This window comes from Bacteroidales bacterium (assembly GCA_014860575.1).
Lineage (GTDB): Bacteria > Bacteroidota > Bacteroidia > Bacteroidales > JAAYJT01 > JAAYJT01.
This window is the reverse complement of sequence record JACZJK010000044.1, coordinates 26,142-40,284: the sequence shown is the minus strand read 5'-3', so window position 1 is coordinate 40,284 and position 14,143 is coordinate 26,142. Positions and strand designations below refer to the sequence as shown.

Sequence of the window (14,143 nt, the reverse complement as noted above, 5' to 3'; positions counted from 1 at the left end):
GAATGTCGGAACAGTTACTTCAATTGGCCTTGCCTTGCCAAATATTTTCAGCGTTTCGGGCACTCCTGTCACAGGTTCAGGAACAATTTCAGCCAATTTGGTAACCCAGAACGCGAATCTTGTTTTAGCATCACCAAACGGGACCACTGGAACACCCTCATTCAGGGCTTTGCTTGCCTCAGACATTCCCGATCTGAACTGGAGTAAAATCACAACCGGCAAACCGACAACAACCAGCGGTTATGGAATTACTGATGCTGTTACAACTTCAGGCAACCAAACCATTGGTGGGACAAAGAGTTTTTCAAGCGCAATTGTTGCCGATGCAGGAGTGAATGCCGGAAACAGCCGGATCACAAATATGGCCAATCCTGTAAATAACCAGGATGCTGTTACCAAAGCATATTTTGACAGTAACAAAATTCAAAATGGAACCTCTGCCGGCCAAATGCTTTATTGGAATGGCACTGATTGGATGGTGATACCACCCGGCACCAATGGTCAATCCCTTGTTTACTGCAACGGAGTCCCTTCCTGGGGTGGATGTATTCCTGAAGTTGCAACCTCAGAAATCACAAATAATACTGGAATAACAGCTACAGGTGGTGGAAATGTGCTTCAGGATGGTGGGCAGCCTGTTACTCAACGGGGTGTTTGTTGGGGGTTAACGCAAAACCCAACTATCACCAACAATGTAGGCATGACCATTGATGGCGCCGGAGTCGGAACATTTACCAGCAGCCTTACCGGACTTTCGGTTCTTACCACCTATTATGTAAGAGCTTATGCGATAAATGAAATTGGCGTTTCATACGGTGACCAGGTGCAGTTTACTACACCTGAATGGACCTGCGGATTAAGCGCTATAGGCGATGCAGATGGGAATGTTTACAACACAGTGGTGATTGGCACCCAGTGTTGGATGAGCCAAAACCTGAATATCGGCCAGCAGGTCTCGGTAGTTCCCAGCGACAATGGTATTATTGAGAAATACTGTATGCAGAATTTAAGTACGAATTGTGATGAATATGGAGCACTATATTCTTGGAACGAGCTCATGAACTATACTACGTCTGAAGGAACACAGGGGATTTGCCCCACAGGCTGGCATATTCCGGCTAAGGCTGAATTTGAGGCGCTTACTACTCTTCTTGGAGGCACAACAGTTGCCGGGGGAAAGATGAAGGAAATCGGAAATATTCATTGGAATAGTAATGTAGGAGCTACAAATGAAAGCGGATTTACTGCTTATGGTGGTGGATATTATAATTCTTTGTTTATAGGTTTTAAATCAACTGCAAATTTTGCAACATCAACAGGCTCAGGATCAGATTTCTTCCATACAAGATTATATAACTCTTCGGCTACACATGATTTGCTTACAATCAGCAAAGCAGCATTTGTTTCAGTAAGGTGTGTAAAGGATTGATCCAAGACACCTTAAAATTTCTTTCAGTTACGGTTAACAGTTACCTGTTTGCGGGGCCTGTAAACACTGAGTTTTCTTCGAAGAACTGCACTTCAGACCTTATCACTTTTCGATTCTGTAAAGGATGAATCCTATGTACGAGAGTTGGTTAATTATATACATTGCATGCTTAATAATATAAACTTTTAGTTTGCAATGTTTTGATAACCAAAACTATTCATGAATTGTTTATTATACTTGAGACGGTTTACCTTCCTTATTATCATGTTTGGATTTGGTGCAAACTTAATGAGGCCGACGAAATTCTTGTGATTTATTTAGCATTGGTATTAAACTAAAATTATGGAGTCTAAATTCTCTCAGCCGTGTAAAAATATTTTTTATTTAGGTAAAGAAATCAATGTTTATTAATAGAGCTTTCCCCTTATCCTGGCTCCGCCTCACAATAACAGTTTTAGTCTAAAACACAAACTTACCATTCCCTTAAAGACTTGATTTCTCATTGCGATGGAGTATTGCAGTTCACAACCTCCCTATGGCCATTGGGTTGTCAAAGGTTAACTGTTCCACTAAAAGACTATTCTCTCAAAAATTCAAATTGGTAAAATCCCTTTTTGGAGATAGAATACTATCAAGGAATTAGTATGCATAAATATACATTGCCAAACTCTGACCAGAGCTTTTGTTATTAGCGGGTTCCATTGATTCGATGCAGTGTGGGCAAGAGATTGTTGCTGGTTATGCAAATGTAGATTATTAAAAATTTTTTTAAAAGTTAGGCCACATTAAAAGTTAATATATCTTTACGCTTTGAGTTCATGATATTTTCTTATAGTGAATTCAATATTACGAGAGGACATTTCTTTTTCATTCAAGGTAAAAACTCATGCATCCGCCATTGGAAGGCTTCTTTGGAGATAAAACTTTTTCCTTGAAATTAGTTTTGTTCGATATCATGCTGAGATATTTATTATCCGGAATGATTATTTTTTTTATTTAGGTAGTACCTTTTGAGTATAGCCGGATTAATTCGCAAAAGGATGGGGGAGATCCTTTAAGCTAATCTTAATATGAGTTCAGACCTGCAGAGTGGGTCTGACCCATCTGTTTGAAAATTCATTCTAAACTAATAATTAATTAAATTATGAACCCTTTCAACTACCGTTTAGTAAAAAGAATGCGTGGGCTGATTATGTTTGCCCTGCTCTTACTCACAGTTTCATTACTGGCTCAGGCACCGCAGGCCTTTAAATATCAGGCTGTTGTCCGCGATTTGTTAGGCAATCCGATTGTTGAATCAAATGTTAGTGTTCGCATTGGTGTTGTACCAGTTGCGCCCGAAAATCCTGAAGTGTATCGTGAAGTGCACAATGTTGTTACCAGTGCCGGCGGATTGATCACCCTTGATATCGGATCTGGAAACGCCGATATCGGATCGTTCGGACTTATTTCTTGGGGACTTGGCGACTACTTTGTTAAAGTTGAGGTAGACATTGCCGGAGGCAATAATTTTGTTTTAATAGGAACCTCTCAGCTACTTTCAGTGCCTTATGCCATTTATGCAAAAGAAGCCGGAGGCCCGCCTGCCTATACCTGGGCTCAGCTTCAGGAGTATCTTCAGAACAGGACTACCGGAGCTACTCCTGGAATGATGGTATATGTATCTGATGAAGGGAAGATGGTTTATTTTAATGGTGAACAATGGGTAACTACAGGAGAACAGTGCTTTCCACCTCCTTCATCGGCCAATGCAGGTCTTGATCAGGTTGATGTTGCAGGTACCAGTACCTCTCTTGAAGCTGAATCCCCTAATCATGGAACTGGTTTGTGGAGTATTATCAGCCAGGACAATGGAGTGATTGTTAGTTTATCCGATTATACAGATCCAAACGCGCTGCTCGTTTCAACAGGTGGTAATTTTGTTCTGCAATGGACCGTAACCAACGAATGTGGCGAAACATTTGATCAGGTTTATATTAGTTTCTGCCCACCCAATACCATTGCCAATGCAGGTGTGGATCAAACAGGGCTTATTGGTGCTTCAACACAATTATCAGCCAATATACCTGAGGTAGGAAATTCTGGCATATGGTCTGTTTCTGGAGGAGTAGGTGGAAGTTTTAACGATATCTTCGATCCGCTTACTACATTCAATGGAATACCGGGAACGACATACCAACTGAGATGGACCATTTCAACCGGTTGCGGCTCCAATTATGACGAAGTAGAAATCAATTTCTGTTATACTTTAACATTAGCTTCTGCTGGTTCAGATGAGCCAGGTGTTCTTGGTACTTCAATCACCCTGGCCGGTAATCAGCCTGGGAGTGGCAATACAGGAAATTGGACAATCACTTCCGGCGTAGGCGGTCAAATTGTTAACCCTGCACTGTATAATGGTGTATTTACCGGCTTACCTAACGAAACTTATGTCTTGAAATGGACAATTAGCTCTGATTGTGAAGAATCCTTCGATGAAGTTACAATATATTTCTGTCCGATCCTTACTGAGGCTGATGCTGGTGAGGACCAAACCGATATTGATGGCACAAGCACTCAGCTTGCTGCAAATATACCGGGAATAGGAAACACAGGTTTATGGACTATCGAATCAAGCATGGGAACTCTAAGTTCAGGAGATGGATTTGCTGACCCAACCAACCCACAAACGCTGTTTGATGGAACGGCTGGCGCAACTTATATCTTACGTTGGTCTATCACAACGCTATGTGATCAGTTTTCTTTTGATGAGGTTACAATCAGTTTCTGCCCCGATTTGGTTTTGGCTGCCGTAGGTCCGGATGTTGAAAATGTTTGTGGTAATTATATTTTACAAGGAAATGATATGGGCGAAGGCAATGATGCTATATGGGCAATCATAAGCGGAACAGGAGGCCAGATGACAAATCCCGGTAATCCTGATGCCATACTTGCCGGACTTCCGGGTGAGGAGTATGTGCTGGTTTATACTATCAGCAATGCCTGCGGCTCAAGTTCTGATACTGTTTCTGTAACTTTTGAACAACTGCCTTCTCAGGCCAACGCCGGAAATGACCAGGAAAATATTGATGATGTATCAACCTACCTTGAGGCAAATATACCAGGATATGGCAGTGGTGTGTGGACGATTGTTTCAGGCAATGGCGGCTCTTTTGCAGAATCCACAAATCCTCTGACCCAATTTTTTGGACAACCGAATGAAACCTATGTTTTAGCATGGACCATTTCCAATTTGTGTAATCAATCGTTTTCTGATGAAGTTACTATCAGCTTCTGTCCAACACTTATTCAAGCTTCCGCCGGACCAGATGCACTTAACGCATGTATTCCTCACACCCTGGAAGCAAACAACCCAGGTTCAGGCAATACCGGACTATGGTCTGTTTTATCAGGAACCGGGAGTTCGTTCTCAGATATTAATGATCCTAACTCTACTTTAAGTGGAGTACCCGGATCAACATACCAACTTGTATGGACAATCTCTAATGCATGTGGTGCAACATCAGACACTCTGATAATAACTTTTGGATTATATCCTGCAATTGCAAACGCAGGGCCAGATCAGCTTAATGTTGAAGGTAGTACTGTAACGCTGGCAGGTAATACCTGCACTACCGGTGGTATAGGCCAATGGAGTATCGCATCAGGTGACGGTGGTGTATTCGTAGATATTTACGATCCCTCTACAGAATTTACTGGTGTACCCAATGGTCAGGTGTATGAATTGGTATGGACCATAAGCACTGTGTGCTACTCAAGCAGTGATACTGTGAAGGTAAGTTTTGTACCCGTATTTATTTGTGGAGAGGACCTGCTTGATGAGAGAGATAATAAGGTTTATTCAACTGTTCAGATTGAAAATAAATGCTGGATGGCTAAGAACCTAAACGTTGGTAATCAGATATACACCAGCCCCAGTAACAATGGTATTATTGAAAAATTCTGCATGGCCAATGAACCTACTAATTGCGATGTATATGGAGGACTCTATTCCTGGGATGAGTTAATGAATTATGTGCCTACTGAGGGTTCACAAGGTATATGTCCTGCTGGCTGGCGCGTGCCGACTAAAACAGAATTCGAGACACTTGCAACTGCCCTTGGTGGATCAACTGCTGCAGGTGGAAAGATGAAGGAAGAAGGCAATGCCCATTGGAATAATAATACTGCTGCAACAAACGAAAGTGGATTTACAGCTTTTGGTGGCGGTTTCCATAACGGTTTCTTTATTGGATTTAAGTCAACCGGAAACTTTGCAACATCAACCCCTTCCGCTTCAAATTACTTCCATGTTCGTTTATACAATTCCTCTGCAACGTTTGATATGCTGACAATTGCAAAATCTGCCTATACATCTGTCAGATGCGTGAAGGACTAGTAAGTTTTGACCTATTAGTCACATGCCAGCAATTACAACTTGATAAATATTTAACAACTATAAATCTAACTAAATGAAAGCACCAGGTTTGATTCTAATAAGTTTCTTGTTTTCGCTGGTTTGCTGGTCACAGGAGGTGGTGCAGGATGTTATATCAACCAGTGGAGGGGAGTTCTCAGGAACAACTCTACGACTTGACTGGACTATTGGCGAAATTAGCACAGAAACTCTTAACAATGGCTCATTTCTTCTATCGCAAGGTTTTCATCAGGGTTATGATGTCACTACTAAAGAACCTCCAACAGTTATTACTTCTGAGCCTGTAATCCTTGAACCAACATTGGTAATTGTTGGCGGAAATGTAACTTACAATGGCGGGGTTGCGGTCACTGAGCGTGGTATTTTTTGGGGAACTGAACCCAATCCCCTTATTTCGGGAACCCAGGTATTGCTGGGTTCAGGCTCAGGGTTGTTTTCTTATGCGCTTGATGCACTGAATCCCGCGACAAATTATTTTGTAATTGCATACGCTGTTAATAGCGAAGGGGTTTCCTATGGTGATGAATTGAGTTTCTGCACAGTATTACTACCTAAAGTCACAACTTCGACGGTTGTTGAAATTACAGATATATCAGCAGTTGTTGGTGGTGAAATAACCTGCAATGGGGGTGATACGGTCAGTTATCGGGGAGTTTACTGGGGTCTTTATCCTGAACCCGAGCTAACTGGATCCCGTATTGAAATAGGTGACGGAGTTGGAACATTTACCCAGTTGTTACAACCTCTAGACCCGCAAACAATTTATTTTGTAAAAGCTTTTGCAACAAATGAGATAGGGACTGCCTATGGAGAAGAAGTGATGTTTACAACACTTGCACTGCCTGTGGTTATTACTTCTGAAGCTATCGGGATTAACAATGAGACAGCTTTGGTAGGGGGTGAAGTAATTTTTGATGGCGGCGATAATATCACTGACAGGGGTATATTTTGGGGTACTAGCCCGGATCCTGATGTTACTGGAGATATTTTTTCAATTGGTATAGGAATAGGCGTTTTCGAAGGAATGCTTACTTCCCTCGAGCCTGCTACATTGTATTATGTTAAGGCTTATGCAACCAACAGTATTGGTACTGCCATAGGAAGTGAAATAGTATTTACTACTTTATCCCTACCCCAGGTAAATACGGTTGATCCGTCTGAAATTACTTATCATTCTGCCTATATTGGTGGGGAGGTCACATCTGACGGTCTCTCAGTAGTAACTGATCGGGGAGTTTATTGGGGAATAGATCCAGATCCTGAGATTTCCGGAACGCAGTTTTCAATCGGAAGTGGAATTGGCGAATTTGGTGCGGTTTTGGAGAATCTTAATCCATCAACTTTATACTTTTACAAAGCATATGCTACGAACGCAATAGGTACATCATTGGGCACACAGATGATTTTCGAGACTTTGCCTGACCAGGGTGGGATCCCAGAATACTTAGTACTGGCAGATGTCACAATCAATTCAACATCAGATACATGTTTATCAGCTACTGAAACAATTACAGTCGCTGGAAATGGGAGCATTGTTGAAGTATTGAATGGTGGATATCTTCAACTTATTGCAGGTAAGTCAATTGTGCTAAAGGATGGATTCAGTGTTTATTCTGGTGGTGGTTTTCATGCCTATATTGATTCTGAAGGAAACTATTGCCTCAATGCTAAAAGTATTATTACAACTTCAACTGAAGGAGAACTACTAGATTTTCAGAATCCTGCGTACGGTGATCAGATATCCTTTTTCAGCGCTTATCCTAATCCAACGTTGGGCGTATTTTCTATCCGTTTAACTGTTGCCATTGAATCAGCGGTAAAAGCTGAGGTTTATAGTATGCTGGGCGAACTTTTATTAACAAATGAGTATTATGGAGAACAGCAGTTTGAAATGGATTTAAGCGATCGGCCCAAAGGTATCTACATTATTCGCGTACTATGCGGCGATCAGTTTGGTACTGAAAAGATGATCAGGAAGTAGATAGAATAGTATTATATTTTACTACAAGACTAGAAAGCTGGGCAGTTCGATTAATTTACAGTTCTTTTAAATACAATTGTTCTAAAAGCATAAGCGGCACTTGCACAATGCATTGGTAATCTATCCGTATAGCTAGAAAGACTTCATCAGACTATGACTTTATTCAAACCAGTTCGGATTCCTGAATCCGTACTGGTTTTCTTTTTGGTCTTGCAAGACTGGCTTGCTTTCACTTGGGCCATGTTATACCTTTGCACCATGAACCGGATTATATCAGGGATTCTAGTTTGTGATCATTTAGTTTACTGTGTTTCTGGAAAATTTTCAGGATTGTTTCATTTTAGTATTAACCGTAGCTAAGTTGTTCTAAAATGATTTGGTTTTTTAACAAAGATTTAACAAACACTTGCTGGAAATTGTAGTTTATTTGCATGGTGAATCAAAAGAACCCGGATTGAACAGTAGTAATTTGGTCAAAGTAAAAATAAAATTTAGCCAGATCATTGATTTTGGCTCTTCAACGTTGTATATTTGTTCTTTATTTTTAAAAACAGGCTTCACTTAAAATCAATATATAATCCGATTTTTTTGTTTAACAAACCAATAATTATTGTTTCACTAATCTAAAATGTTATGAAAATGAGAAAATTACTGTTATTCACGTTCACTGTGGCATTATTAAGTTTGCTAAGTGTGAACACGTTCGCCCAATGGGGTAAAACAGTCGAGGTAGCTAACGATGAGGAATTGTCGGTTGCCATGACCGATGACCTTGTTGAGACTATGCTACTTGCACCCGGAAATTACGCGCTTCTACCTATTGAAGCCGGTCAGGACAGCAAAGTAATCAAAGCTCAGGCTGGCGATCGCGCTACCTGTCTTTATTTTATTCAAACTCAATCGGTATGTATTGGGTTGCCAATTCCTATTGTAGCGTTCACTAACTTTGCTGATGAATGTCCTACAATTGGAGTTTGGTCGCTTGAATCATCTCCTTTGGGATCAACCGTGGTTATTGCTTCCCCACCAGACGAAATCACAACAGCCAGCGCTGATTTACCCGGCCGTTATGTTTTTCGTTATACTTGGGACAATGGCAACTATGTTGAAGGTGACTATTATGTAATCGAAAAGCCCCTTCTCGAAGTTACCGAAGTTGACGATACTTGTGAAGACGAATGCTTTGAGTTTGTTGTAACGCTCACCAGAGACATCAACTTGCCTCCGCAATCACAAGCTCTGCCTCCATACGACCTCACTTATGAGATCAATGGTGGTGGCGTAATTGCTTTCCAAATTTTGTTAGCTGACCTTATCGCTCCTGGTGTATATCAGAAAACACTGGAGTTCTGTGATTATGAATGTGGTGATTACCAATTTGTTTTCACTTATCTGCAAGCCAATAATAACAATTGTGGCGGTGATGAAGTAATTCGCAATGTTGAAGTTTATGATATTCCTTATTTATATGTGCAGGACGACGATGAAATTTGCGGTCTCGTGTATGATCTGGAAGCAAGTTATGAAGTAGAATGCGATTATCCTGCAGTAGCAGCCTGGTCGTTTGTAAGTGGACCTGGCACTGCTGATTTTGATGGCAGTGAAGTTACTGTATCAGTTTGTGGAGATTATACCTTCTTATATACTGTAACAAATGGACCTTGTGAAGCTGCAACAACTGTTAACATCAACTTCTATGATGAACCAATGATTGACCTTCAGGACGATGATGAAGTTTGCGGCCTCGAATATGACCTTGATGTAACATGGAGTGTAGATTGTGCATATCCACAATTATATTACGGTTGGAGTCAATTATCTGGACCGGGAGTTAGCGAGTTTGATGGTAATTCAGTAACTGTTGATCTTTGCGGATCTTACACTTTCGAATTTTTCGTAAACAACGGCCCTTGTTATGCAGCCTCACAGGTAACTATCGATTTTTATGATACACCACAGATTTATGCAGGCGAAGACGATGATGTTTGCGGATTAGAATATACATTAATGCCCTGGTCAGAATATTCATGCGAACATCCTGACTATATGGAAGGTTGGAGTCAAGTATCAGGACCTGGCACGGCAGTTTTCACTGGCAACGATGTTGTTGTTGATCTTTGTGGTGACTATACCTTCCTATTTACTGTAACAAACGGTCCTTGCGGCCCTGTAACTGACTTGGTTGCTATTAGCTTCTACGACGAACCTGTTGTTGATGCCGGTCCTGATCAGGAAGTTTGCGGTGTAAGCACTGAACTTGAAGCATCATGGACTGCCGATTGCGCTCATCCGGATTCTTACGGAGTTTGGACTGTTAAAACCCCAGGACCTTGTGCTGTTGTTTTCGATGATGAAAATGATCCTGAAACCATGGTCACTGTTGGTTGCTGCGGAGAGTATGAATTGCTATGGACAGTATATAATAATGATTGCGAACCGGTTAGCGATCCTGTTTGGATAAAATTCTACGATACTCCTGAAGTTTATGCAGGTCCAAATGATGAAATTTGCGGACTCGTATATGAACTCATGCCCGAAGTTGATCTTGACTGTGAACATCCAGATTATACGGCAGAGTGGAGCCTCGTTGATGGTCCAGGAACTGCTGGGTTTGTAGGTGATGTTGTTACCGTTTCAGACTGTGGTGAATATGAGTTCCTATACACTGTTACCAACGGTCCATGTGAACCTGTAACATCAACCGTAACCATTAACTTCTACGATATTCCTGTAGTTGATGCCGGAGAAGATGATGAAGTTTGTGGACTTACCTATCCACTTATGGGCAGCGCTTCAGTAATCTGCGAACATCCTGATTTTGCAACAGGTTGGTTCCTTGAATCAGGTCCTGGTACCGCAACATTCGTGAATGGTTCAGTGACAGTTTCCTTATGCGGTGTATACACGTTCGGATATTGGGCATCCAATGGCGAAGATTGTTATGCTGTAGATTATGTTACAATTGGATTCTTTGACGAACCAGTAGTTGTAGCTTATGCTGCTGAGGAAGTTTGTGGATTCGAAACCAATGTTACTATTTGCACAACTGTTGACTGTGAAGATCCTAACGGATTTGTTGGCACATGGACTGTTATGCTTCTTGGCGAAGATGTTACTGACGAAGTATCAATTATTTCATTGTCTGCTGTTCAGGATTGTGAAGAATTCGCAATTACAGTAACTGAATGCGGAGAATATGATTTCACTTATACTGTTGGGAATGGTCCATGTGAAGGTTCAACAAGCTTCACTATTATCTTCTACGAAGAACCAGATCCTGAAATTATAGTGCCTGATGTATTGAACCTCTGCGCTGAATCTACATTCACCGTTCAGGAAAATTCTACTTGCTATCTTACAGATGACATCACCTACGTATGGGGAATCAATCCTCCAGGCGCTGGTAATTTCATCGGAGGAAATACAGGTACTTCAGTTACCATCGAGTGGAATTATTTAGGACCGGTAACAGTTTATGTAACTGCTTATATTGGCAACCTTACTAATTGCACTGGATACGATGAAGTTACAGTTGATATTGTAGCTCCAACATTTGCAGGTCAGGTTAAATACTGGAACCAGTTTGAAACCTTTATGCCTTCTCCTTATCCAACTATAGATTACTCTACCTATCCTCATGACTACTTCTATGTAGAACTTTGGAATGGTGAAGTATATATTGATGTAACCAAAGTTGAACCTACAATTAAAGAAGTAGAAGTTGGCGAATTTGAATGGGTTACTACTGAATTCATGTCATACTTCGAATTCGATCTCACAGAGTATGTTGGTGAATTTGGTTGCGATGGTTACTGGCTCAAGATTTGGGACGGTGGATTGTACTATCATTATGCATTCCCCGGCGGATCGGGAGTTCCTCCTGTTTCAGGTACACATCTTGGTGCTAACTATACCTATAATAACTGGGGTGGCGTAAATGCTACAGATGCGCTGGCTGTTCAAATGATGGCTACTGCAATTGATATCAATGGTGTTCCTTACAACTTTAATTGGGTTGGACCGGTTGCTGATTCACCACGTTATGGATACTATTCACACAGCGCTGCTGACGTGAACAGCTCGAACCCATACGTAAACGGTGGAATCACTGCACTTGATGCTCTGACAACCAACTACCGTGCTGTTGGATTGATTGATGTATTCCCCAATAGCCAGCCTGGTGTTCAGTATTCACCGAACTTCCGCGTAACCGGACGTCTAGTGCCAGATCTGACCTACACTCAGACTAATCCTGACTTTAGTGTAACCAACGTTGTCACAACTACTTGGCCAATGCCATTTGATTATGACAACGCTGATGATGTACCATTTACATATCCCACAACTACACAGTCATACTTGTACTTCACTGATGCTCTGCTGCACAAATACACTAGTGCACCAATCACTCTTAGTGATAAGAACTTCATCCACATTTATTACCTTGCCCTTGGTGATGCCAATTCGAGCTACGTACCAACAAGTGGTGGCTTCAAGGCTGAATCCGAAATGGCCCTGGTATATAATGGTGAACAAATTGTAAGCAAAGGCCAGATTGTTGAAGTACCTATCCGCATTGACCAAAATGCTGAAGTTGGTGCCATCTCACTGGATCTTAGCTACAACACCAGCCTGATTGAAGTTATAGGTGTAAATTACGATGAAGACTTCTTCATGGTTGATGCCGAAACCGGAACTATCCGCGTGATGTGGTACAACCTCGATCAACCTGCAAACTTTGCATTCGGCGATGCCATTGCAACGATCCAGGTACGCGTACTTGGCGACATCAAAGCCAATACCCGCTTCTTCGAACTTGAAGCCAATACTGAACTTGCTGATCGCAACGCTCAGCCAATCAAGAACATCAGCCTCGAAACAACTGCTCTTAGCACTGTTAGCGATGCATTGTTCATGACCAATTATCCTAACCCGTTCCGTACAACTACTACAATCAGCTACAATTTACCAGAAGATGGTAATGTAAGCCTGGTAGTTTACAACAAACTGGGTCAGGTTGTTGAAACATTGGTAAGCGCACGTCAGGAAGCTGGTACACATACGGTTGATTTCGGTCGCGCTGACCTAACCGCAGGTGTTTACTTCTGCAAAATTATTGTAGAAGGCGAAGCTACACACACAGCTACCAATAGCATGATCATCATGCAATAATCCTGAATGAATTTTACCGGAGGGGAAAATCCCCTCCGGTAAATTCTATTCTAATCAGGCATTGATTTAAGGTTCTTAGGGTACATATTATATAATGAGTAAAAGATTCATCATACAAGCAAGGGACAAGGTTGGCATGGTATTGCTCGCTTTCTTACTGTTTCAGACGGCTGTTTACAGCCAGCTTACAGTAAGCATTGATCAGCAATATCATTGCGAGAACTCTGAAATCCTGCTTCCGGTGTTTGTGTCTGATTTTAATAATGTTGGTTCTTTGCAACTAAACATTGAGATCAATACACAGGAACTAGAATTCGATGCTGTGATGAATCCGCATGCCAGCTTAAGCGGAGGAAATATTTCCTCCAATTTTATGGAACTTGATGGTGAAATTGTTGTGACCTGGTGGAGAAACACCCCAGTCTCAATATCTTCAGGAAAATTATTTGATCTGAAGCTTGTTTACAAGCATGGATCACCTACACTCAATTTGAGTGATGATTGTGAGATTGCTTTATCTGATCTGACATTGGTTGGCAATGCCATTTTTAATAATGGATTTGTAGAACCGATTGAAATCATCAATCAACCTCAGGGTGTTACTGTTATTGAGGATGATCCTGTTACTTTCACTATTATCCAGAATGGTGTTTCAACATATCAGTGGCAATTGAATTCCGGCAACGGCTGGAGCAATCTTGCCAATGATATGTACTATTCCGGAACTGATACCGATGAACTCATTATTAATAGTGTTCCATTGGATTTCGATAATCATTTTTTCAGGTGTCTCATTACTCTCGATGATTGTTATCTTACCAGCGACTCTGCCATCCTTTTGGTGACTCCGCTTGGAATAAATGACAATTTTAAGAAAAATCCTGTACTCAATGTTTATCCTAATCCCTGCAGCGATAAGCTTTACTATACGGTAAACACTCCGATGAGCAATGTCAGCCTTGAGCTGGTTAACTTGTTGGGCAAAAGTGTTTATAATGCGTCCAACATTGATTTGAATGAGGGACGTTCTGGAAGCATTTATACAAATGACCTTCAAAACGGCCTTTATTTTCTTCAACTGAAGCGCGAAGCTGTGGTGCTTAACACTGTGAAAATAATTAAACAATGAACCATTATCAATGAA

General features: G+C 41.3%; 5 protein-coding genes. All 5 read left to right on the top strand.

Features of this window, described 5'->3' with window-relative positions; all coding sequences use genetic code 11:
- Positions 1-1,429 (top strand): hypothetical protein (locus IH597_12525; protein MBE0663276.1); only part of this gene is annotated, 1,429 nt, incomplete at its 5' end.
- A 1,144-nt stretch (positions 1,430-2,573) separates the two neighbouring features.
- Complete coding sequence (locus tag IH597_12520) at positions 2,574-5,807, top strand: hypothetical protein (GenBank protein MBE0663275.1); 3,234 nt, start codon at positions 2,574-2,576, stop codon at positions 5,805-5,807.
- A 73-nt stretch (positions 5,808-5,880) separates the two neighbouring features.
- Positions 5,881-7,827, top strand: coding sequence for a T9SS type A sorting domain-containing protein (locus IH597_12515; GenBank protein ID MBE0663274.1), 1,947 nt, complete (start codon positions 5,881-5,883; stop codon positions 7,825-7,827).
- A 639-nt stretch (positions 7,828-8,466) separates the two neighbouring features.
- The gene (locus tag IH597_12510) at positions 8,467-12,999 is read left to right on the top strand and encodes a T9SS type A sorting domain-containing protein (protein MBE0663273.1); all 4,533 of its coding nucleotides are present in this window, start codon (positions 8,467-8,469) and stop codon (positions 12,997-12,999) included.
- 94 nt (positions 13,000-13,093) lie between these two features.
- On the top strand, positions 13,094-14,128 hold the full coding sequence (locus IH597_12505; protein MBE0663272.1) for a T9SS type A sorting domain-containing protein: 1,035 nt from the start codon (positions 13,094-13,096) through the stop codon (positions 14,126-14,128).
- The last annotated feature ends 15 nt before the right edge of the window (positions 14,129-14,143 follow it).